Annotated in this window: 20 protein-coding genes and 1 riboswitch; of the genes, 10 read left to right on the top strand and 10 right to left on the bottom strand. The window is 73.1% G+C overall.

What is annotated here, in order from left to right; genetic code table 11:
- Positions 1–2: 2 nt before the first annotated feature.
- Complete coding sequence (locus ACZBH1_RS08455; RefSeq protein WP_452323544.1) at positions 3–647, bottom strand: ECF transporter S component; 645 nt, start codon at positions 645–647, stop codon at positions 3–5.
- A riboswitch (TPP riboswitch) is annotated at positions 638–749 on the bottom strand. It overlaps the preceding gene by 10 nt.
- Before the next feature lie 37 nt (positions 750–786).
- Here ACZBH1_RS08455 and ACZBH1_RS08450 point away from each other — a divergent pair.
- On the top strand, positions 787–2,571 hold the full coding sequence (locus tag ACZBH1_RS08450) for a D-alanyl-D-alanine carboxypeptidase family protein (RefSeq protein ID WP_463646125.1): 1,785 nt from the start codon (positions 787–789) through the stop codon (positions 2,569–2,571).
- A 44-nt stretch (positions 2,572–2,615) separates the two neighbouring features.
- On the opposite strand, the gene ACZBH1_RS08445 is transcribed toward ACZBH1_RS08450, so the two are convergent.
- Genes ACZBH1_RS08445 through ACZBH1_RS08435 form a run of 3 tightly spaced genes read right to left on the bottom strand, consistent with a single transcriptional unit; the run spans position 2,616 to position 5,294 of the window.
- On the bottom strand, positions 2,616–3,029 hold the full coding sequence (locus ACZBH1_RS08445; RefSeq protein ID WP_463646124.1) for an RbsD/FucU family protein: 414 nt from the start codon (positions 3,027–3,029) through the stop codon (positions 2,616–2,618).
- A gap of 14 nt (positions 3,030–3,043) precedes the next feature.
- On the bottom strand, positions 3,044–3,991 hold the full coding sequence (locus ACZBH1_RS08440; RefSeq protein WP_452323547.1) for an aldo/keto reductase: 948 nt from the start codon (positions 3,989–3,991) through the stop codon (positions 3,044–3,046).
- Positions 3,992–3,998: 7 nt separating this feature from the next.
- A complete protein-coding gene (locus ACZBH1_RS08435) occupies positions 3,999–5,294 on the bottom strand; it encodes an enolase C-terminal domain-like protein (RefSeq protein WP_336394386.1) in 1,296 nt (431 codons plus the stop codon).
- A gap of 134 nt (positions 5,295–5,428) precedes the next feature.
- Here ACZBH1_RS08435 and ACZBH1_RS08430 point away from each other — a divergent pair, with 134 nt between their 5' ends.
- Both ACZBH1_RS08430 and ACZBH1_RS08425 read left to right on the top strand, forming a co-directional pair.
- On the top strand, positions 5,429–6,289 hold the full coding sequence (locus tag ACZBH1_RS08430) for a fumarylacetoacetate hydrolase family protein (protein WP_336394385.1): 861 nt from the start codon (positions 5,429–5,431) through the stop codon (positions 6,287–6,289).
- The gene (locus tag ACZBH1_RS08425; protein WP_336394384.1) at positions 6,286–7,047 is read left to right on the top strand and encodes an SDR family NAD(P)-dependent oxidoreductase; all 762 of its coding nucleotides are present in this window, start codon (positions 6,286–6,288) and stop codon (positions 7,045–7,047) included. Before ACZBH1_RS08430 ends, ACZBH1_RS08425 begins: the two co-directional genes overlap by 4 nt.
- Positions 7,048–7,181: 134 nt before the next feature.
- Here the strand turns inward: ACZBH1_RS08425 and ACZBH1_RS08420 are convergent, their stop codons facing one another.
- A complete protein-coding gene (locus ACZBH1_RS08420) occupies positions 7,182–8,030 on the bottom strand; it encodes an amidohydrolase family protein (RefSeq protein WP_463646123.1) in 849 nt (282 codons plus the stop codon).
- Between the two features lie 75 nt (positions 8,031–8,105).
- Between ACZBH1_RS08420 and ACZBH1_RS08415 the strand changes: the two genes are divergently transcribed.
- The gene (locus tag ACZBH1_RS08415) at positions 8,106–8,783 is read left to right on the top strand and encodes a FadR/GntR family transcriptional regulator (protein WP_336394382.1); all 678 of its coding nucleotides are present in this window, start codon (positions 8,106–8,108) and stop codon (positions 8,781–8,783) included.
- A gap of 8 nt (positions 8,784–8,791) precedes the next feature.
- Here the strand turns inward: ACZBH1_RS08415 and ACZBH1_RS08410 are convergent, their stop codons facing one another.
- Genes ACZBH1_RS08410 through ACZBH1_RS08395 form a run of 4 tightly spaced genes read right to left on the bottom strand, consistent with a single transcriptional unit; the run spans position 8,792 to position 12,243 of the window.
- On the bottom strand, positions 8,792–9,718 hold the full coding sequence (locus tag ACZBH1_RS08410) for a DnaJ domain-containing protein (RefSeq protein WP_463646122.1): 927 nt from the start codon (positions 9,716–9,718) through the stop codon (positions 8,792–8,794).
- 45 nt (positions 9,719–9,763) lie between these two features.
- Positions 9,764–10,333 carry a hypothetical protein gene (locus ACZBH1_RS08405; protein WP_463646121.1) on the bottom strand — a complete coding sequence of 190 codons (570 nt, stop codon included), beginning with the start codon at positions 10,331–10,333 and terminating at the stop codon, positions 9,764–9,766.
- The gene (locus ACZBH1_RS08400) at positions 10,330–11,151 is read right to left on the bottom strand and encodes an LssY C-terminal domain-containing protein (RefSeq protein ID WP_463646120.1); all 822 of its coding nucleotides are present in this window, start codon (positions 11,149–11,151) and stop codon (positions 10,330–10,332) included. Before ACZBH1_RS08400 ends, ACZBH1_RS08405 begins: the two co-directional genes overlap by 4 nt.
- 18 nt (positions 11,152–11,169) lie before the next feature.
- Complete coding sequence (locus ACZBH1_RS08395; RefSeq protein WP_463646119.1) at positions 11,170–12,243, bottom strand: enoyl-CoA hydratase/isomerase family protein; 1,074 nt, start codon at positions 12,241–12,243, stop codon at positions 11,170–11,172.
- Between the two features lie 148 nt (positions 12,244–12,391).
- Here ACZBH1_RS08395 and ACZBH1_RS08390 point away from each other — a divergent pair, with 148 nt between their 5' ends.
- A complete protein-coding gene (locus tag ACZBH1_RS08390) occupies positions 12,392–14,035 on the top strand; it encodes an ABC transporter ATP-binding protein (RefSeq protein ID WP_463646118.1) in 1,644 nt (547 codons plus the stop codon).
- Positions 14,032–14,853: an ABC transporter permease gene (locus ACZBH1_RS08385; RefSeq protein WP_378878621.1), complete on the top strand. Its 822-nt coding sequence runs from the start codon at positions 14,032–14,034 to the stop codon at positions 14,851–14,853. The genes ACZBH1_RS08390 and ACZBH1_RS08385 overlap by 4 nt, the downstream gene beginning before the upstream one ends.
- Before the next feature lie 36 nt (positions 14,854–14,889).
- Here the strand turns inward: ACZBH1_RS08385 and ACZBH1_RS08380 are convergent, their stop codons facing one another.
- Positions 14,890–15,354, bottom strand: a complete 465-nt coding sequence (locus ACZBH1_RS08380) for a hypothetical protein (protein WP_336394375.1) — start codon at positions 15,352–15,354, stop codon at positions 14,890–14,892.
- Between the two features lie 104 nt (positions 15,355–15,458).
- On the opposite strand from ACZBH1_RS08380, the gene cofG reads away from it, so the two are divergent.
- From cofG to cofC, 4 genes are read left to right on the top strand one after another with little or no spacing between them, the layout of a single operon-like run.
- Positions 15,459–17,852 (top strand): 7,8-didemethyl-8-hydroxy-5-deazariboflavin synthase CofG, encoded by a 2,394-nt coding sequence (cofG, locus tag ACZBH1_RS08375; protein WP_463646117.1) that lies wholly within the window; start codon positions 15,459–15,461, stop codon positions 17,850–17,852.
- Positions 17,849–19,372: a flavin-containing monooxygenase gene (locus ACZBH1_RS08370; protein ID WP_463646116.1), complete on the top strand. Its 1,524-nt coding sequence runs from the start codon at positions 17,849–17,851 to the stop codon at positions 19,370–19,372. Before cofG ends, ACZBH1_RS08370 begins: the two co-directional genes overlap by 4 nt.
- Positions 19,373–19,382: 10 nt before the next feature.
- Positions 19,383–20,396 (top strand): glucose-6-phosphate dehydrogenase (coenzyme-F420), encoded by a 1,014-nt coding sequence (fgd, locus tag ACZBH1_RS08365; RefSeq protein WP_336394372.1) that lies wholly within the window; start codon positions 19,383–19,385, stop codon positions 20,394–20,396.
- Positions 20,393–21,079 carry a 2-phospho-L-lactate guanylyltransferase gene (gene cofC / locus ACZBH1_RS08360; RefSeq protein ID WP_336394371.1) on the top strand — a complete coding sequence of 229 codons (687 nt, stop codon included), beginning with the start codon at positions 20,393–20,395 and terminating at the stop codon, positions 21,077–21,079. The genes fgd and cofC overlap by 4 nt, the downstream gene beginning before the upstream one ends.
- Positions 21,080–21,164 lie beyond the last annotated feature (85 nt).

Below are 21,164 nucleotides of genomic sequence, written 5' to 3'. Positions count from 1 at the left end.
CGTCAGACCTCGCGGCGCGCTTCGCGTCCGGCGGCGAAGCGGCTGAGCGCGCCGGTCGCGGCGAGCGCCCGCACCGCGAGCCAGCCGACGAGCCCGGCCAGCAGCGCGCCCGAGACGATGAGCGAGATCAGGTAGATCGTGTTGAACTCGAGCGTCTTGAGGATGTTCGGCGAGCTGCCGTAGAACAGCTCGAACACCCACGCCCCGACCGCGGCGCCGACACCGGCCAGCATCGCGACCGGCAGCGTGAAGCGCCGGTAGAGGAAGAGTGCGAAGACGAGCTCCGCCCCGAGTCCCTGGACGAGCCCCGACAGGAGCGTGGAGACCCCCCACACGTTGCCGATGAGCATCGAGACGATCGCCGCGATCACTTCGACGAGCAGCGCCGCACCTGGCTTGCGGATGACGAGGCCGCCGATGACACCGCCGATCAGCCAGATGCCGACCGCCAGGCCGCCGAGGCCGGGTGTGAGCCCGTCCATCGCGGTGAACCAGGCGTAGCCGACGGTGTTCCAGGCCCAGAAGACGAGGCCGATGGCGACGCCGAGGACCGCGGCGACGACGATGTCGACGACGCGCCACCGCAGACTGCGGGTGGTCGCCGAGGTGGCCGCAACGGGGGTGGATGCGGACGTGGATGCGTGCATGTGAACTCCTCCCTGCGCCGGCATGATCCGGATCAGGTTCGACGGTCGAAGCGTGGTTCGCTTCCTCTCAGCCCGGCTCACCGGACTCCCGTGGTCGTATGGCGAGTATACCGCCGCCATGACGGGTATTTTGGGGTGCGTGACCCCCGATGACGTTCCCGCACCGACGCGCCGTGCGCATCGGACGCGGTCGAGGGCCGTGCCGGGCGGGTCCCCCGAGGATCCGGCCGACAGCGGGACGCTGACCATGCCCACCGGCGGCGCGGCCGATTCGTCGCACCCCGGAACTCACACGGCGCCCGACGAGGTCCCGCTCGTGCCCGCGACGATCGCGACCGTGCCCCTCGGCGGCGCCACGGCCGTCGCGGCGCCGACGGTGCCCGTCTTCGAGCCGCCCGGGACCACGCTGACCCCTCCCCTCGGGGGCGCCGTCGCCGCTGTCGAGTCGAGCGAAGCCGCCGCGGCCGCTCAGCCGAGCGGACCCGCCGCGGCCGCTCAGCCGAGCGAACCCCCCGCGGCCACCGAGCCGGGCCCGCCGACGGGCGACCCGGTCTCCGCCGAGGCCGCGACCGCGACCGCGACGGGAGGGCGGACCGCGCTTGCGTGGGTCGATGACACGACGCTCGCCGCGGGCTCGACCCCGGGCGACCTCGTGGCCGCGTCGACGCCGTACGTCGCCGTCGAGCCGAGCCTGCTCGCCGACCCGCCGCGCCAGTCGCCGCTGCGTCCCGGGGTGCTGGTGCCGACGCTGGTGATCGCCGGCCTGGTCGGCGCGTACTCCGCGACGACGCTGCTGTGGCCCCTGCACGCGGTCGCGCCGACGGTCACCGCGATCGAGGTGCAGCCTGAGGCGGCACCCGCGGCGGTGCCGGTCTGGCCCGCCCAGGGCAGCGCGGCGGCCGCGGTCGGCGGCATCCCGGGTCTGCTCACGTCGTCGCCCGACCCGTCCGCCATCGCGAGCATCACGAAGGTCGTGACCGCCCTGGTCGTCCTCGACGAGATGCCGCTCGCGCTCGGCGAGACCGGCCCCGAGTTCCGCTTCAGCGCCTCCGACAACTACCGGTACTGGCAGTACCGCGCCCGCGGCGAGTCGGCGCTCGACGTGCCCGTGGGCGGCAGCCTCACCGAGTACCAGATGCTCGAGGGCATGCTCATCGGCTCGGCGAACAACTACGCCGATCGCCTGGCGCAGAACCTGTGGCCGTCCGACGCCGTCTACGCGGCGGCGGCGACCGAGTGGCTGGCCGCGCACGGCGTGACGGGCGTCCAGGTCGTCGAGCCCACCGGGATGGATCCGCGCAACAGCGCCTCACCCGAGGCTCTCATCACCCTCGCGCAGAAGGCCCTCGCCCACCCGGTCATCGCGGAGATCGTCGCCAAGCAGTCGACCGAGCTGCCGGGCGCGGGCCTCGTCGAGAACACCAACGAGCTGCTGGCGGACCCGGGGGTCGTGGGGATCAAGACCGGCACGCTCGACGAGTGGAACCTGCTGTCGGCCAAGGACGTCGCGATCGGCGACACGACGGTGCGCCTGTACGCCTCGGTGCTGGGCCAGCCGGACGACGAGTCCCGGCTCGCCGCCTCGCGTGCGATCTACTCCCAGCTCGAGCAGGAGCTGCAGCTGAAGCCCTCGGTGACGGCGGGGACCGTCGCCGGCATCGTCGAGACGCGCTGGGGCGACGACGTCGACGTCCTCACGGCCGGCGACGCGTCGGTGGTGCTGTGGAACGGCGGCACGGGCGCGGTCGCGACCACCTACGACCTCGGCGACGCCCGCGACGAGGGTGACGTGGTGGGCTCGCTCACCGTGACCGGCCCGCTCGACGACGCGACGGTGGATCTGCGCCTGGCGGAGGAAGTGCCAGACCCGTCGCCGTGGTGGCGCCTCACTCACCCGCTGGATCTGTTCGGGCTGAACGACTGACGACAGCGCCGAGCCGCCGGCTGGCATCGGCCGGGTGCCGCCGCTCAGGCGGAGAGATGTCCCACGACACCCTTGCGCAGCAGGGCGTTGCCGTACTTGCGCGTCTCACCCGTGCGCACGACGACGTAGGCCTTCTTCGCCAGCTCGTAGTAGTCGAACCGGTCGACGTAGCGCGGGGCGTCGGTGCCGGCGGCCGCGGCGAGCTCGCGCTGCACGTCGAGCACCTCGCCGTCGGCCGACGCCATGAGGTCGAGCGCCGGCGCGTCGTCGAGCGGGAGCACCGTGCGCACCGCCGCGACGACCTGCGGCGTCGTCGTGCCGGGGAGGTCGACGACGCGGGTGCCCACCGCCCACGCCGGGAAGTGCGCGTCGGCGACCACGATCGCATCGGAGTGACCCATGCGGTCCAGGTGCAGCAGAAGCTCGCCGGTGAGCAGGGGGTCGATGCCCTCGAGCATGAGGGGTCCTTTCGTCAGCGGATGAGTCCTTCGGCGGCCAGATCCTCCCACAGGCCCGCGGGTATGCCGACCTCCATCAGCTCGGCGTTGCGCCGCAGCTGCTCCGGGCGGCTCCCGCCGACGACGACCGAGCGCACCGCCGGGTCGCGGAGCGGGAACTGCACCGCCGCGGCGGGGAGGGCGACGCCGTGCGCCCGGCACACGGCGAGGAGGCGCTGGAGCCGGTCCCACAGCGCGTCCGGCATCCGTCCGTACTCGTACCGGTCGTCCCGGCTCGGCTCTTCCTTCGCGAGCAGGCCGGAGTTGAAGACGGATGCCGCCACCACGCCGGTCCCGCGGTCGTGACAGGCCGGCAGCACCGCGTCGGCCGCGGGCTGCTCCAGCAGCGTGTACCTGCCGGCGATCATGATGACGTCGAGATCGGCCTGCTCGACCGCAGCCGCCAGCGCGTCGGCGACCATCGAGCCGATGCCGATCGCGGCGACGGCGCCGTCGCCGCGCAGCTGCTCGAGGGCGGGGAACCCCTCGCGCAGCGCCAGCTGGAGGTCATGCCGCTCGGGATCGTGCAGGTAGAGGATGTCGACGCGGTCCAGTCCGAGCCGCTCGAGCGACTCGTCGAGGCTCGCGCGGATGCCGTCCGCTGAGAAGTCCCACTCGCGGCGGACGGTTGTCGGCACGTGGAAGTCGTTGGCGAGGTCGAGCCCGCCGTCGTCGTCCGGGTTGGGACGCAGCAGCCGTCCCGCCTTGGTCGAGAGGACGAACTCGTCCCGGGGCTTCGTCCGCAGGAACGCGCCGAGGCGGCGCTCCGAGAGCCCCAGGCCGTAGTGGGGCGCGGTGTCGTAGTAGCGGATGCCGCTCTCCCACGCCGCGTCGAGGATCGCCCACGCCTGATCGTCGGTGACCTCGCGGAACAGGTTGCCGATGTTCGCCGCACCGTAGCCGAGGCGGGGCAGCGCCGGCACCCGGGACTCAGACGGCCGCACGGGCGACCTCCCACTCGTAGGCCGCGCGGCTCTCGGCCTTCATCTCCATGCCGGCGCCGGGTGCGAGCGGGGCCATGTACGCGCCCCCGCGGATGTCGGTCGGCACGACGAAGTGCTCGTGCAGGTGGTCGACGTACTCGATCATGCGGCCGTCGCGGGTGCCGCTGACGGCGACGAAGTCGAACATCGACAGGTGCTGCACCGCCTCGCACAGTCCCACGCCGCCGGCGTGCGGGCACACCGGCACACCGAACTTCGCCGCCAGCAGCAGGTTGGCGATGTTCTCGTTGACACCTGCCACGCGGACGGCGTCGATCTGCATGACCGACAGCGCCTCGGCCTGCAGCAGCTGCTTGAAGATGACCCGGTTCTGGGCGTGCTCGCCGGTGGCGACGCGGATCGGGGCGACGCCGCGGGCGATCTCCGCGTGGCCGATCACGTCGTCGGGGCTCGTGGGCTCCTCGATCCAGGCCGGCCGGAACTCGGCGAGCGCGTTCACCCACGCGATGGCCTCGGACACCTCCCACCGCTGGTTGGCGTCGATGGCGATCGGGAAGTCCGGCCCGCAGACCTCGCGGGCGACCCGGAAGCGGCGGATGTCGTCCTGCAGGTCCGCGCCCACCTTGAGCTTGATCTGCCCGAAGCCGTCCGCGATCGCCTCGCGGCACAGCCGGGCCAGCTTCTCGTCGGAGTAGCCGAGCCAGCCGGGGCTCGTCGTGTAGGCCGGGTAGCCGGTCGCCAGGAGCTCCTGCTCGCGCTGCGCCCGGCCGGGCTCGGCGGCACGGAGGATGGCGAGCGCGTCCTCGGGCGTGAGGGCGTTGGTGAGGTAGCGGAAGTCGACCAGTCCGACGATCTCCTCCGGCGACATCCTCGACAGCAGCTGCCACAGCGGCAGCCCCGCGCGCTTGGCCTTGATGTCCCACAGCGCGTTGACCACCGCGCCGATCGCCATGTGCATGACGCCCTTCTCCGGGCCGAGCCAGCGCAGCTGCGAGTCGCCGATGAGCTCGCGGTTCGTCGCGCCCATGTCGTCGAGGAGAGGCTCCAGCTCGCGTCCGACCAGATGCGCGGCGAGCGCGTCGAGCGCCGCGACCTGCACGTCGTTGCCCCGGCCGATCGTGAAGACGAAGGCGTGACCGGAGACGTCGTCGGCGGCATCCGTCACCACCCGCAGGTAGGCGGCGGAGTAGTCGGGGTCGGGGTTCATGGCGTCGGAGCCGTCGAGGCTCAGCGACGTCGGGAAGCGGATATCGGTCGTCTCGAAGGCGACGATGCGGCTCACGGGGCGGCTCCTGAATGTCTGGATCCGCTGTTACGGACCGCTCGCAGTGTAAACATCGGATGTCTATACTGTCAATCACGCCCCGCGGACCACGACGGCACGGACGCCGCCCCGCACGAGAGTTCAGGAGAGCAATGAAGTTCGCGCGCCTCGGCGAGCCTGGAAGCGAGATCCCCGTCGTCCTCGACGGCGACCGTCACCTCGATCTGCGCCCGCTCACATCCGATGTCGACGGCCGATTCCTCGCCGACGACCCCGTCGGCCGCACGTCCGCGGCGATCGCCGAGGGGCGGCTCCCGGTGCTGGCGGGCGCAGACGCCCTGCGTGTCGGCGCCCCGATCGCCCGGCCGAGCGCCGTCGTGTGCATCGGCATGAACTACGCCGCGCACGCAGCCGAGTCCGGCTCCGCCCCGCCGAGCATGCCGGTGATGTTCCTCAAGACCCCCAACACGGTGGTCGGCCCGTACGACCCCGTCACGATCCCGCGCGGCAGCGAGAAGACCGACTGGGAGGTCGAGCTCGGCATCGTGATCGGGCGCCGCGCCGCCTACCTCGACTCGGCCGCCGACGCCGCGGCGCACATCGCCGGCTTCGTCGCCGCGAACGACGTGTCGGAGCGGACCTTCCAGCTCGAGGTGTCGGGCGGGCAGTGGTCCAAGGGCAAGTGCGCGCCCGGCTTCAACCCGACCGGGCCGTGGCTGGTCACCCCCGACGAGGTCGACCCGCAGGCGCTCCGCCTGCGCAGCCGCGTCAACGGCGAGCCGCGCCAGGACTCGTCGACCGCCGACATGATCTTCCCCGTCGACCACATCGTGTGGCACCTGTCGCAGTTCCTGACCCTCGAGCCCGGCGACCTGGTCCTCACCGGCACGCCCGAGGGCGTCGCACTGTCGGGGCGCTTCCCCTACCTCGCCCCGGGCGACGTCGTCGACATCGAGATCGAGGGCCTCGGCGCGCAGCGCCAGGAGTTCACAGCGTGGGAGGCGGCCCGATGAGCGCCTCGCAGCTGGACGGCCTGGTCGCCGTCGTGACCGGCGGCGCGTCGGGCATCGGCGCCGCCATCGCCGCGACGCTCGCCGATCAGGGTGCCGAGGTCGCGATCCTCGACCGCGACACCTCGGGCGCCGACCCCCGATTCGCCGCCTTCGCCGCCGATGTGTCCGACCGCGCCGCGGTCGACCGCGCGGTCGCCGAGGTGGGCGAGCGGTTCGGCCGCATCGACATCCTCGTCAACAACGCCGGCATCGGCGCGCAGGGCGACATCGCCGCCAACGACGACGAGGAGTGGGCGCGCGTCCTGTCGATCAACGTCACCGGCATCGCGCGCGTCACCGCCGCCGCCCTGCCGTGGCTGCGCCGGTCCCCCGCGGCCGCGATCTGCAACACCTCGTCCATCGCCGCGACGGCGGGCCTGCCGCAGCGCGCACTGTACAGCGCCTCGAAGGGCGCCGTGCTGTCGCTGACGCGCGCCATGGCCGCGGACCACGTGCGCGAAGGCATCCGCGTCAACGCCGTGAACCCCGGCACGGCCGACACGCCGTGGGTGGCCAGGCTGCTCGACAGCGCGCCCGACCCGGCCGCCGAGCGCGCCGCCCTCGAGGCGCGTCAGCCGCACGGCCGCCTCGTCTCGGCGGGCGAGGTCGCCGGAGCGGTGCTGTACCTGGTGAGCCCCCTGTCCGGCTCCACCACCGGCACCTTCATCGAGGTGGACGGCGGCATGTCGGGACTCCGGCTGCGCCCCGCGCAGTCCTGAAGCGTTCCCGACAGGTCAACCGGGCCTCCACAGGAGGGAACCCAGGCGAAACGTCCTGCAGAACCCCGGTTGACCTGTCGGAGAGGTGCGAAAGGCGGGCGATGACGCCCGGGCGCACGGCACGCGCGGGGCGGTCACGCCAGACGGTAGACGCGTTCGGCGTTGCCGGCGAGCACGGAGTGACGGCCGTGCTCGCCGACACGCTCGTCGAGCCACGTCGTGACCGTCTCGGCCCAGCGCCCGTACGGGCCCGAGACCGGCCAGTCGCTTCCGAACAGCAGGCGGCCGGGCCCGAAGGCGTCCAGCGCCACGTCGAGGAACGGCGTCAGCTGGGCGGCCGCCCACGCGCCCTGCGCCTCGGCCGGGAGCCCCGAGAGCTTGCACACGACGTTGGGACGGCGGGCGAGGTCGCGCAGCGATTCCGCCCACGGTGTCCCGTCGGCGGGGTCCGGCGCCTCGGCGGACCCCACTTCGGGCTTGCCGAGGTGGTCGAGCACGATCGTCAGCTCGGGCACCGCGTCGGCCAGCTCCACCATGTCGGGCAGCTGCGTCCATCGCACGCACGCGTCGAAGACGAGACCGCCGGATGCCACGGCCCGCGCCGATTCGCGGAACCCCGGCGTCGCCGAGAACCCCGCCGGCTCGGACTGCAGCAGTCGCCGAACGCCGACGACGAGAGGTCGATCGGCATAGGCGGCGAGGTGCTCGCGCGTCGCCTCCGGGTCCTCGAGCGGGGCGCGGGCGACGATGCCGCGGACCCCGACGCGGCCGGCCAGCGCCGCGACCCAGTCCACTTCGGCGAGCGACTGCTCCGGCGCGCACTCCGCCTGGACGAACACGAAGCCGTAGGCCGCATCCGGCGCCTCGGCGATCGCCGTGTCGAGCTCGGCGGGCCCGAATGATCGGAGGAGCGGCCCCTCCAGCCAGTCATACGACAGGACCGCGGGGTCCCACAGATGGAGGTGTGCGTCCACGACTCGCATGTGCCCCATTCTGCCGTGCACGGGCACGGGGTGCGGCATCCGCCCGCGATGACATCCGATGTCTATGATGAACGCGTGGCCGTCACCGACGAAGCGATCGAGAAGATCAAGGACATGATCGTCCGCGGCGAGCTCTCGCCGGGATCGCGACTGCCTCCCGAGAAGGACCTCGCCGAACGGCTCGGCCTGTCGCGAAGCTCCATGCGCGAGGCCGTGAAGGCGCTCGAGGTGATCCGCGTCCTGGACGTGCGCCGCGGCGACGGCACGTATGTCACGAGCCTCGAGCCGAAGCTCCTCCTCGAGGCCATCTCGTTCGTGGTCGACCTGCACGACGACGACTCGCTGCTGGAGATCTTCGCCGTGCGGCGCCTGCTCGAGTCGCACGCGACCGGGCTCGCGGCCCAGCGGGCCGACGACGACGACATCGCGGCCCTCGACGCGGAGATCGGCGCGATGGCGCCCGACACCGACATCGAGTCGCTCGTCGAGCACGACATGCGATTCCACAGCGAGATCGCGCGGCTCGCGGGCAACACCTACCTCGAGAGCCTCCTCGAGAGCCTCACGAGCCAGACGGTGCGCGCCCGCGTGTGGCGCGGCCTCACCCAGGCCGGCGCGGTCGAGCGCACCCTCGCCGAGCACCGCGCGATCCTCGACGCGATCGCCGACCACGACATGGAGCTCGCCGTCTCGACCGCGCAGGTGCACATCGCGGGCATCGAGCGCTGGCTGCGGCAGGCGCGCGACGCCTGAGCCGCCGCCTACGCGAAGCGCACCGTCTGCTGCAGGCGGGTGCGGTAGTCGAACACCTCGTTGCCGCCGATGTCGCGGGCGCCCGTGATCCCGCGGCGGAGCACGGTGCTGAGCGCACTGCGCGAGGTCACCGCCACGCGCACGCCGCGCACCTTGCCGATCTCGACGATGGGATCGAGCACGTCCTCGTCGGGCAGCACGACGATCGCGCCGCTGAAGCGCACGCCGGCCGCACGCGAGACCACCCGCATGCGGCCGAGCAGCTCGGCGATCGGGGCGCCGGGGACGCCGTCGCCCACGAACTCGCCGCGCCGGATCGACACCGGCCCCCCGAAGTCCTCCGAGAGCACGCCGTACAGCCCGCTCGGCCCGAGCACGATGTGGTCGATCTTCGCGTCGGGGTCGGCGTCCCGTCCGGCGGCGGCGACGTCGTGCCAGACGGTGTAGCCCATGCCCAGGTCCGCCACGATGCGCGCGGTCGCCTCCTCGGCGAGCGCGTCGGCGAGGAGGCGGCGGAGGCCGACCGGCGCCGAGCGCACGAGCGCAGGGTCGTACGGATCCTCGACGGTCACGCCGCGACCGGCCCACTCGCGGATGAGCGTGAGGTACCGCTCGCGCCGCCAACCGCCGGGGTGCCCGTAGGAGCGGGCGCGAGGCCGGGTGTCGGTGCGCGCCGCGGGCGGACGCCACCCCGACCATTCCGGCGCCGCGGCCTCGCCGAAGCCGTGGCCGCGGTCGTACGCCGCGCGCGCCTCGGGCGTGCCGACGAGCTCCCACGCGCGCTGCACCTGGATGAACACGGCCGCGTCGCCGCCGGTGTCGGGATGCGTCTGGCGCAGCCGCAGGCGGTACGCCCGGCGCAGGGTCTCCTCGTCGACACCGGGGTCGACCGCGAGCACCTCGTACGCCGACGCCGAGAGCGGACTGTCGAACACGCATCCTCCCCGCAGGTTCCGCCGCGCCCCGCGGCGGGACTCAGGTTACGACACGCCTGCCTGGACGGGCTCCCAGCGATGCTCGTTGCGTCGCGCGTAGGCGGCGGCGCTGCGGCTGGACAGCGCGAGGAGGACGAGGATGTCCAGGCTCAGCGACACGAAGGTGCTGTCCAGCGTGATCTCCTGCCCCTGCACCCACCACGCGAAGAAGGATGTGCTGATCGAGCCCACGGCGATGACCATGACGACGACCCGCGCCCAGTTGTGCCCGCGGTACACCAGGATCGCCAGCAGCAGGTCCAAGAGCAGCACGGTGCCGCCGGCGGCGAGCAGGAACCACAGCGCCGCGTGCGTGCCCTCCGGGGACGGGTCGAAGCCGTCGAGGACGATGTCGGGATCGGCGATGATGCCCTCCCAGCCGATCGCGAGGCTGGCGAGGACCACGACTCCTGCGACCACGCGCAGCAGCACGAGCGCCGTGCCGGCGATGATCGTCGCAGGGCGGGGCATGTCGGGGTCGTAGCCCGTGGGCTTGAGCAGCCGCCCCGGCGGCTCGAAGGCGGGGCGCTTGTTCGGCGCCGGCGGGTGCTCCGGCGGCGGTGTCGGCGCGCTCACGAAGTCACCTCCTGGATCGCCCGGACGTCCACGATCGGCAGGTCGCCGTCGGTGCGGATGCTGTCGCCGCCGCCGTTGCGCGCGTGATAGCCCGTGGCGAAGTCGGCGATGACGTCCACCGCCACGCGGGGGTCGGCATCCGTCACCGTCCGGACGATGTGATCGCGCTCGACATCGGTGTCGGCGTCGATGCGGTGGGTGACCTGGAGGGTGAACAGCGACAGCCCGACGCTCGTGTCGAAGGTGCCCGCCGCCAGCCAGTCGACACGACGTCCGCCCGGCAGCAGCCAGCCGTCGGGGCAGCGCCAGAACCGCACGTGGTGACGCTGGGAGGGATTGCCGTCGACCTCCTGCTGGTAGGCGAAGTCCTGCTGGCGCCCGAACAGGAACAGCGGGCTCACCGGAGCCTCGTCGTAGCTGCGCCGGGCGAGCGTCGACGTGATGATCCGCCACGACGACTGCAGGGTCACGGGCTCGGCGGGCGTCCAGCCCGCCACCCGCATCGCCGCCTCGATCTGCTCGCCGGTGCCGAGGAACGCCAGGTTCACGGGGTCGCCGAGCAGGCCGTCGCTGGTGCGCGTCCGACCGATGAAGTAGTCGGGCACGTAGATGGTGGTGAGGATGCGGTGCAGCCGCGGAAGCACGAGATACGCCAGCAGCACCCAGAACGCGATGAAGAACGGGATGCCCCACCATCCGACCTGGAAGGTCTCGGTGAAGCTGAGGTAGGCCAGCCACAGCGCCGCCATCCCCGCGAAGACGAAGAAGAACCAGTCGATCGCGACCCCCAGGGAGTAGGCGCGTCGCCGGCTGCTCATGATCCCCCCGACGGCCCTTCAGCCCCAGAGCGGCACGTCGGGACGGTGGGCGAGAGCGGATGCCGCGAGATCCGGCGGCAGGTCGGCCACGGTCGCCGGCTGCCAGCGCGGCGAGCGGTCCTTGTCGATGACCTGCGCCCGGATGCCCTCGGGCAGGTCGGGCTGCGTCGTGGCGAACCACATGACCAGCCCGTACTCCTGCTCCAGAGCCTCTCGGAGGCCGGGCAGCTTCCGGGCGGCGCGGATGGCGGCCAGGGTGACGGCGAGCCCGGTCGGCGACAGCTCGCCGAGGAGGTCGGCGGTGGCGGATGCCTCGGGCTCGGGCCGGGCCCGCAGCCGCTCGATGATCCCGGCGACGGTGTCGGCGGCGAACGCGTCGTCGATCCAGGCGCGCGCGTCCTGAAGCCCGGACGGGGCCGGCGTCTCGTCGAAGAGGAGCACCAGTTCGGTCGGCGTCGACGGATCGGCCCGCGTCTGGAGCGCGTCTCGCAGCGCGTGGAGGTGCTCGTGGGGAACGAGATGGTCGGCGAAGCCGGCGTAGATCGCGTCCGAGGCGTCCATCACGGCGCCGGTGAGCCCGAGGTACTCCCCCACGCGGCCCGGGGCGTGCGCGAGCAGCCAGGTGCCGCCGACGTCCGGTGTGAAGCCGATGCGGGTCTCGGGCATCGCGAGCTTCGAGCGCTCGGTGACGATGCGGATGCCCGCGTGCCCGGCGACGCCGATGCCGCCGCCCATCGTGATCCCGTCGGCGACCGCGACGAACGGCTTCGGGTACTCGGCGATGCGGGCGTTGAGCGCGTACTCCTCGCGGAAGAACAGCGCCGCATCCTCGACGCGCCCTCCGGTCACCTGCTCGGCCAGCCCACGCACGTCGCCGCCCGCGCAGAGCCCGCGCTCTCCTGCGCCGTCCAGGAGCACGGCATCCACCTGGCTGCTATGCTCCCAGGCGTCGAGGGTCGCGTGCAGGCGGCGGACCATGTCGAGGTTCAGGGCGTTGATCGCCCGCGGGCGATTCAGAGTGAGGCGACCGAGACCGCCGCTCGCCCTCACCAGGACGGGCGGCTCGGGTGCGGCGTCGACGGGGTCGGTCACGGTCGCAACGTTACCGGGCGGGCGAACTCGTTCAACGCCGGAACCGGATTTCCGCCAGGATGGGACGCAGTTCTGCTTTGAGTCCGCAAGGGAGCGGCCCGTCCCAGCCCCAACGGGGTGTTCGCTCACGACCACGAGAGGGTGAGGCATGCCCGATGGCCAGTTGCTGGAGTTCTCCGATGTCACCAAGCGCTTCGGCGCGGTCACGGCGGTGTCCGGCCTCACCGCCCAGGTCGAACCGGGGAGGGTGACGGGCTTCCTCGGACCGAACGGGGCCGGCAAGACCACGACGCTGCGCATCCTCCTCGGCCTCGTCCGCGCGACCGGCGGGCGCGCGACCATCGGGGGCAGGCGCTACGCCGACCTCGATCGGCCGCTGCACGCGGTCGGCGCGGTGCTCGAGGCCTCCAGCTTCCACCCCGGCCGCACGGCCGCCGCCCACCTGACGATCTACGCGCAGGCCGCGGGGGTCGCCAGGGGCCGCGTCGACGAGGTGCTCGGCCTGGTCGGATTGTCGGATGCCGCGGGCCGCAAGGTCGGCGGCTACTCGCTGGGCATGCGCCAGCGCCTCGGGCTGGCCTATGCCCTGCTCGGCGACCCCGGCGTGCTCGTGCTCGACGAGCCGGCCAACGGCCTCGATCCCGAGGGCATCCGCTGGATGCGCGGCTTCCTCCGGCAGCTCGCCGCCGAGGGGCGCACCGTGCTGGTCTCCTCCCATCTCCTGGCCGAGGTGCAGCAGACGGTCGACGCGCTGCTCATCATCGCGCGCGGCCGGCTGGTGTTCCAGGGCTCCGTCGACGAGCTCGCCGACACGGCCGAGCACGCGACCGTCGTCGACGCCCCCGATCGGGAGGCGCTCACCGCGGCCCTTCGCTCCGCCGGCGTGCCCTTCGAAGTGCTGCGGTCGGGCCTCACGGTGCGCGGACAGGACACCGTCGCGATCGGCGCCATCGCCGCGGCGTCCGGCATCGCGCTGTCGACGCTGCACCGCCGCGGTCCGGCGCTCGAGGAGGTGTTCCTGGATCTCGTGAACGGCGCGCGCGTGCACACCGGCGCGTCGGTCGCAGCGGTCGCGGCGGTCGCGGCGGTCGCCGCTGCGCAGCCGGAGGCTGCGGAGCCCGAACCCGGACGTCCGGAGGCTGCGGAACCCGAGGCCGACCAGCCCGAGGCAACGGAACCCGAGGCCGACCAGCCCGAGGCAACGGAACCCGAGGCCGAACAGCCTGAGGCGGCGGAACCCGTGTCGGGGCAGCTGGAGGCGGAGCAGCCCGAGGCCGACCAGCCCGAGGCGGAGCAGCCCGAGGCGCAGCAGCCCGACGCGGAGCAGCCCGACGCGGAGCAGCCCGAGGCGGAGCAGCCCGAGACGCCGCGGCCGGACGCGAGCACGGCGGCGTACGCGGTCGCCGGCACGGGCGTGATCGACATCGTGCCCGCCACCGGGGCCGACGCGTCCGAAGACGACCCGTGGGCGCCTGTGGACGCCGACCCGGACGTCGAGGCCATCGCCGCCGTGGACGACGAGCTGACCGCACCCGAGCCCCCGGATGCCGACGACCGCCCATGGGAGCGCTTCGTCAAGACCGAGTCCGACCTGGAGGCGGACGCGTTCTTCGCGGCCTTCGACGACAGCGACGGCACCGCCGAGCCGGCCCCGGCTGGCGAGGGCGGTCCCGAACCCCTCCCCGACGACACGGCCGGACCGGGCGACGACGGCGAGGACGCGGCATCCGTCACCTCCCCCGATGCTGCCGACGACGACGGATCCCGCCACGACGAAGGGGACGAGCGATGAGCCTCACCGCCGCGACGCGCGCGGAGACCACGAAGCTGTTCTCGACGAGCATCTGGTGGATCCTCGCGCTGGTGCTGTTCGCGTACATCGCCGTGACCGCCGCCGCCCTCGGCTTCATCTACGCCGCGGCGGCGACCGGATCGCTTCCCGGGAACGCCCCGCCCCTGCCCGAGGAAGGGCTCGCAGCGACGCTGTACAGCACAGCGACCGCGGTCGGATACGTCTTCCCGCTGCTGGTCGGGACGCTCATGGTGACCGCGGAGTTCCGCCACAAGACGCTCACACCGACCTTTCTCGCGACGCCCCGGCGCGGGCGCGTGCTCGCCGCGAAGCTCGCCGTGGCCGCCCTGATCGGCCTGCTCCTCGGTGTCATCGGGGTGATCGCGTCTGTCGGCACGTCGGCGGGCTTCCTCGCGGGGTTCGGCATCGACACCATGCTGGGCGAATCCGACACCTGGGCGATGATGGGGCGGATGCTGCTGGCGTTCGTGCTGTGGACGCTCATCGGCGTCGGCGTCGGAGCCCTCGTGCGCAACCAGGTCGGGGCGATCGTGGGCGTGCTCGTCTTCACGCAGTTCATCGAGCCGATCGGGCGCGCCGCGGCCGCGTTCGTGGAGGGCCTGTCCGACGTGACGCGGTTCCTCCCGGGTGCGGCGAGCGACGCGCTGGTGGGCGCGAGCGTGTACAACGCCGGCATGCCGCAGGCCGATGGGGCCTCCGAGCTCGAGTGGTGGGTCGGCGGGCTCGTGCTCCTCGGCTACGCCGTCGTGTTCGTCGTGCTCGGGCACCTGGTGAGCTGGCGCCGCGACGTCAGCTGACGCGCCGGCTCCGGGCGGTGGCCTCGGCGGCGCTCGTCAGACCGCCGGCGCTGTGGCCGGGGTCTTGCGGCTGCGCGGCTTCTTCTCGGGGATGACGGGCGTGGTGCCGGTCTCGGCCGCGATCTCGGCGACGTCAGCGGGTTCCTCGTCGAGGTCGACCCGCAGCGCCTGCACGAGGGCGAGACCGTGCCGGGTGGTGAGGATGATGCGCTGGAACTCGGGGTGGCCCTCGAGATCGATCACGACGCTCGGGCGCCGGCGGCGGATCAGCGCGAAGTCGTCGCCGCCCGCCGAGCGCCAGGTTCCCATCGCGATGACGCCGCGCACGTACGAGCCCGGGCTCGGGTAGCCGCGAAGCCACGTCCACGCGTCGTCCGTCAGCTGCACACGGGTGATCGCGGAGCGCTCGATCACGACATTCCCCTTGCGGAATGACAGCGCGCGCTCGGAGAGCGACAGCACCACCTCGAGCTGCGTCGAGTCGAGCAGCAGCGTCACCATGGCACTAGTCTGCCAGCGGCTCCGGTGAGAACCCGGCTCATTTGCTTACGGGAGGGCAACGATCCGCGGCCCTCGCGGTGCACGCACGGTGCGAGACTGGGTCGGTGACCGTCGTGTCCCCCTCCGTCACCGTCCCGGCCGCCGCAGCCCCCTCCGCCGCCGTCGACACCGCGCTCGCGCGCGCGGCCGCGGGAGACCGGCTGGACGTCGGCGACGCCGAGGCGCTGCTGGGGGCGGCGGGCGACCGCTTCGAGCGGCTGCTCGCACTGGCCGGGAGCGTGCGCGACGCCGGGCTCGCAGCATCCGGCCGACCCGGCGTCATCACCTACTCGCGCAAGGTGTTCGTCCCGCTGACGACGCTGTGCCGCGACCGGTGCCACTACTGCGTGTTCGTCGACACGCCGGGTCAGCTGCTGAAGAAGCACAAGCCCGCCTTCATGTCACCCGAGCAGGTGCTCGCCGTCGTGCGGCAGGGACAGGCGATGGGGTGCAAGGAGGTGCTGCTGACGCTCGGCGATCGTCCGGAGGACCGCTGGCCCGAGGCTCGGGCGTGGCTCGACGAGCACGGGTTCGGCTCGACGATCGAGTACGTCGCCCACATCGCCCGCCTCGTCACCGCCGAGACCGGACTGCTCGCGCACGCCAACCCGGGCGTGATGAGCGAGGACGAGCTGCGGATGCTGCGGCCGGCCGCTCCGTCGATGGGCATGATGCTCGAGACGACGTCGCGCCGGCTCTTCGAGGAGCCCGGGCAGGTGCACTTCGGCTCGCCCGACAAGGACCCCGCCGTGCGACTCGAGGTGATCGACGCGGCCGGCCGCGAGCGGGTGCCGTTCACGACGGGCATCCTCGTCGGCATCGGCGAGACGGAGCACGACCGCGCGGCATCGCTCGTCGCCATCCGCGACGCCCACGAGCGGCATCAGGTGGCCGGGCAGGGCCACGTGCAGGAGGTGATCGTGCAGAACTTCCGCGCGAAGCCCCGCACCGCGATGCAGGGGGCGCCCGACGCCGACCTGCTCGAGTACGTCGCCGCGGTGGCCGTGGCGCGGCTCGTGATGGGCCCGCGCATGCGCATCCAGGTGCCGCCGAATCTGTCGGACGCCGGCGAGTTCGGCCTGCTCGTGCGCGCCGGTGCCGACGACTGGGGCGGCGTCTCGCCGCTCACCGCCGACCACGTGAACCCGGAGCGGCCGTGGCCGCACCTCGACGACCTCGCGCGCATGACGGCGGAGCTCGGCTTCGCCCTGCGCGAGCGCCTGACGGCCCAGCCCGAGTTCGTGCTCGAAGCCGAGACATGGATCGACCCCGCCCTGCGCCCCGCCGTGGCGGCCCTCGCGGACGCCGGGACCGGCCTGGCCGCCGCACCTGCCGTCGCGCCCGTCCGGCCCTCCCGCCTCCCTGTCCAGGAGGCGGAGGAGCGTCGCGCCTCGACAGCTCCCGGACCGGGCGTCCGGCGGCTCGCCGAGGCGGCGGCCGCCGACCCGCTCACCCTCGACGACGCCGAGTGGGTGCGGCTGCTGGGGGCGACCGGCGACGACCTCGACGTGCTCGCCGCGACCGCCGACGACGTGCGGCGCTACACCGTGGGCGAGGCCGTCACGCTCGTCGTGAACCGCAACCTCACCTCGACGGGGCTCCGCGCCGCGCCGACGGGCGAGCCTGCCGCCTTCACCCTCGACGACGTCGGCGCCATCGCGGCCGACGCGTGGGACCTGGGCGCCACCGAGCTCTGCGTGCAGGGCCGCCTCGACGCCGACGCCGAGCCGACCGGCTACCTCGACATCGCCCGTGCCGCGAGGGCGGCGGCACCCGGTCTCCACCTCCACGCCTACCGCCCCCAGGACGTCTGGGACCTCGCCGACCGCACCGGTCTCGGCCTCGACGGCTCCCTCTCGGCGATGCGCGAGGCGGGCGTCGACACCGTCCCGGGTACAGGGGTCAAGGTGCTGAGCGAGCGTGTCCGCGGGCTCGTCGCGCCGACGGACCTCGAGATCGACCGCTGGGTCGAGGGCATCACCACCGCGCACCGCGCGGGCTTCCGCTCGACGAGCGTGATCTTCTACGGGCACGTGGAGACGGCCGCCGAGCGCATCGCCCACCTGCGGCGGCTCCGCGCGATCCAGGATGAGACCGGCGGCTTCTCGGAGTTCGTGCCGATCCCGCTGCCGGGCCCGGCCGGGGGCGTCCCGCTCGTGCCGGGCCGCGCCGCGCTCGACGAGCACCGTGCGATGGTGGCGGTGGCGCGCCTGCTGCTGTCGGGCAGCATCCCGCACGTCCAGATCCCGTGGACGCGCGTCGGGCGCGCGGCATCCGCCGTCCTCCTGCAGTCCGGCGGCGACGACCTCGGCGGCGCCCTGCTCGACGGGCGCGTCAAGCCCGAGGCGGGGATCGAGCACGGTCTCGAGCTGCCGGTGACGGATGCCGCCGCCCTGGTCGCGCGACTGTTCCGGCCGTTCCGCCTGCGCACGACCACCTACGGTCAGGTCGCCCGATGACCCGCGTCGAGGTCGCGATCGTCGGTGCCGGGTTCGCGGGCATCGGCGTGGCGTCGGCGCTGCGTCGCGCGGGCCGCGAGGACGTCGTGGTGCTCGAGCGCGCGGCATCCGTCGGCGGCACGTGGCGCGACAACACGTACCCCGGCATCGCGTGCGACGTGCCCTCGCACCTCTACGGCTTCGCGGCGCACCCCAACCCGTCCTGGTCGGGCACCTACGCGAAGGGCGACGAGATCCGGGCGTATCTCGAGCATGTCGTCGACGCGGAAGGGCTGCGCGACCGCCTGCGGCTCCGCACCGCGATGCGGGGGGCGCAGTGGGATGCCGCGCTCGGCCTCTGGCGGATCAGCACCGGCTCGTCCGGGACGTGGCCCGGCACGCCAGATCACGGCGACGCGCCCGACGGGGACCGCGGGGACGAGGTCATCGTCGCCGACGTGCTCGTGCTCGCGTGCGGGCGGCTCACCGAGCCCTCGATCCCCCGGATCGCCGGACTCGAGACCTTCCCGGGCCCGCTGTTCCACTCGGCGCGGTGGGACCATTCCGCCGAGCTGGCCGGCGCCCGCGTGGCGATCGCCGGCACCGGGGCGAGCGCGATCCAGATCGTTCCCGAGCTCGCCCGCACAGCGGCGCACGTCACCCTCTTCCAGCGCACCCCCGCCTGGATCGTGCCGCGCGGCGGCGATTCGTACTCCGACGCCGACCGCGCCCGGTTCGCCGCGACTCCGCAGGCGCTCGAGGCGCTGCGTGCCGACCTGTACGCCGAGGGCGAGGCGCGCTTCGCCTCGCGATCGGGCGACTCCGACGCCGCGGCCGAGGCCGAGGCCGTCGCGCGCGCGCACCTCGAGCGACAGGTCCCCGACGCGGCGCTGCGCGCCGCGCTCACGCCGGACTACGCGTTCGGCTGCAAGCGCGTGCTGCTGTCGGACGACTTCTACCCCGCCGTCGCCTCCGGGGCGGTCTCGCTCGTCCGCGGCGCGCTTTCGTCCGTCGAGGGCTCGACGCTCGTCGGCTCCGACGGTTCGCGGCACGAGGCCGACGCCCTCGTCCTCGCGACGGGTTTCGCCTCGACCCGCCAGCCCTACGCCGAGCTCGTCGCCGGCGAGGACGGCACGACGCTCGCCGCGCACTGGTCGGGCGGCATGACGGCGTTCGCCTCGACCGTCGTCGCGGGGTTCCCGAATCTCTTCGTGCTCAACGGCCCGAACGCGTCGCTCGGCCACTCCTCCTCCGTGCTCATGATCGAGGAGCAGGCGGCGTACGTCGCGCGCGTGCTGGACGACCGCGGCGGACGCGTGCTGCGCGTCGACCCCGAGGCCGAGCGCGCGTACACCGCCGAGATCGCGCGGGCCGCGGCATCCACTCGCTGGATGACCGGCGGATGCCGCAACTGGTACGTCGACGAGCGCTCGGGGCGGCTCACGCTGCTGTGGCCGGGCACCGTCGACGCCTTCCGCGCGCGCATCGCCCGAGCCGACGGCTCGGAGTTCCTGCCCGAACCCGCCCCCGTTCCCCGCTGAGAGGACACTCATGCCCGTTCCCCTGCGCTTCGGCTACAAGGCCTCCGCCGAGCAGTTCGGCCCGGCCGAGCTGCTGGACTACGCCATTCAGGCGGAGGAGGCCGGGTTCGACTCAGTCTTCATCTCGGACCACCTGCAGCCGTGGCTGCACGAGGGCGGCCACGCTCCGGCATCCGTCCCCTGGCTCGGGGCGCTCGGCGCGAAGACGTCGCGCGTGCTGATCGGCACGTCGGTGCTCACGCCGACGTTCCGCTACAACCCGACGGTCGTCGCCCAGGACTTCGCGACGCTCGGCGTCATGTACCCGGGACGCGTGATCCTCGGGGTCGGCACCGGCGAGGCGCTCAACGAGGCGAACCTCGGCATCACCTGGCCCGAGCCGCCGGAGCGCTTCCAGCGGCTCAAGGAGGCGATCGGCCTCATCCGCCGGCTGTGGTCGGAGGACCGCGTCACCTTCGACGGCACCTACTACCACGCCCGGAACATCACCATCTACGACAAGCTCCCCGAGCCGGTGCCGATCTACATCGGGGCCGCAGGCCCGGCCGCCACCCGCCTCGCCGGCCGGATCGCCGACGGGTTCATCACGACGAGCGGCAAGAAGCGGGAGCTGTACACCGACACGCTGCTGCCGGCGCTCCACGAGGGGCTCGAGAAGGCCGGACGCGCACCCGACGCCATCGACACGCTCATCGAGGTGAAGGTCTCGCTCGACGAGAGCCTCGAGGCCGCGCAGGAGAAGACGCGGTTCTGGGCGCCGCTCGCGCTGACCCCCGAGGAGAAGATGGGCGTGGACGACCCCATCGAGATGCAGCGGCTCGGCGAGGCCCTGCCGATCGAGCGCGCCGCATCACGGTTCATCGTGTCGGACGACCCCGACGAGCACGTCGAACGCATCTCGTGGTACGTCGAGCTCGGCTTCCGCCACCTGGTGTTCCACGACCCGGGGCACGACCAGGGCTCGTTCCTGCGGATGTACGGCGAGGAGATCCTGCCGCGCCTCCGTGCCAAGTTCGGCGCGTGACGCCCTGGTTCACGCGGCGGTCGCGGGCTGAGCCCGTTGGGGCGCCGGCCCCTGCGCTGCGCTGGGTCGTCGTCGTCCCGGTGAAGAGGTCGGCGCAGGGCAAGTCGCGGCTCGAGGTTGCGGGCGTGGACCGCGCGGAGCTCGCGCGGGCGATCGCCCTCGACACGATCGAGGCCGCAGCGCGCTGCGAGAGCGTGCTGCAGGTCGTCGTCGTCTCGGACGACCCGGTGCTCGCACGCGAGTCGGCGACGATCCCCGCGCTGCGGACCGTCTCCGAGGGTGATCCGCGCGGACTCGACGCCGCGGTCGCGACCGGTATCGAGGCGATCGACCCGAGTGGACGGATGCCGCGCGCGGCGCTCCTCGGCGACCTCCCCTCGCTCCGCCCCGCCGACCTCCACGAGGCGCTGCGGGCTGCGGCATCCGTCGACCGTGCTGTCGTCGCCGACGCCGAGGGAACCGGCTCGACCCTGGTGACGGCCCGGCCCGGGGTGCCCTGGTCGTCGTCCTTCGGCGACGGCTCCTTCGCGCGGCACACGGCCGCGGGGTGCACGCCGTTGGAGATTCCGGATGCCTCGACCCTCCGTCGTGACGTCGACACCGCAGATCAGCTCGAGGCTGCGGTGCGGCTGGTGGTGGGCTGGAGGACGGCTGCGGTGCTCGGAGCCTCCCCTGCGCATTGAGCAAGGGTGGACTCGCCACTCTGGATGTCCATTCCGTGAGCCTGACGCCATCGCTCGAGTGCCGCAAGTGACGAGTGCGTTCTCC

Source organism: Microbacterium sp. ZXT2-5 (assembly GCF_055329545.1).
Note: the sequence above shows the minus strand (reverse complement) of the source record. Positions and strands in the feature narration are given on the sequence as shown.

Excerpts from the sequence above, each read along its gene's own strand:
- ACZBH1_RS08430 (WP_336394385.1), top strand. The coding sequence starts at position 5,429 with ATGAAGTTCGCGCGCCTCGGCGAGCCTGGAAGCGAGATCCCCGTCGTC.
- ACZBH1_RS08455 (WP_452323544.1), bottom strand. The coding sequence starts at position 647 with ATGCACGCATCCACGTCCGCATCCACCCCCGTTGCGGCCACCTCGGCG.
- ACZBH1_RS08445 (WP_463646124.1), bottom strand. The coding sequence starts at position 3,029 with ATGCTCGAGGGCATCGACCCCCTGCTCACCGGCGAGCTTCTGCTGCAC.
- fgd (WP_336394372.1), top strand. The coding sequence starts at position 19,383 with ATGCCCGTTCCCCTGCGCTTCGGCTACAAGGCCTCCGCCGAGCAGTTC.
- ACZBH1_RS08380 (WP_336394375.1), bottom strand. The coding sequence starts at position 15,354 with ATGGTGACGCTGCTGCTCGACTCGACGCAGCTCGAGGTGGTGCTGTCG.
- ACZBH1_RS08400 (WP_463646120.1), bottom strand. The coding sequence starts at position 11,151 with ATGAGCAGCCGGCGACGCGCCTACTCCCTGGGGGTCGCGATCGACTGG.
- ACZBH1_RS08370 (WP_463646116.1), top strand. The coding sequence starts at position 17,849 with ATGACCCGCGTCGAGGTCGCGATCGTCGGTGCCGGGTTCGCGGGCATC.
- ACZBH1_RS08390 (WP_463646118.1), top strand. The coding sequence starts at position 12,392 with ATGCCCGATGGCCAGTTGCTGGAGTTCTCCGATGTCACCAAGCGCTTC.
- ACZBH1_RS08385 (WP_378878621.1), top strand. The coding sequence starts at position 14,032 with ATGAGCCTCACCGCCGCGACGCGCGCGGAGACCACGAAGCTGTTCTCG.
- ACZBH1_RS08425 (WP_336394384.1), top strand. The coding sequence starts at position 6,286 with ATGAGCGCCTCGCAGCTGGACGGCCTGGTCGCCGTCGTGACCGGCGGC.
- ACZBH1_RS08420 (WP_463646123.1), bottom strand. The coding sequence starts at position 8,030 with ATGCGAGTCGTGGACGCACACCTCCATCTGTGGGACCCCGCGGTCCTG.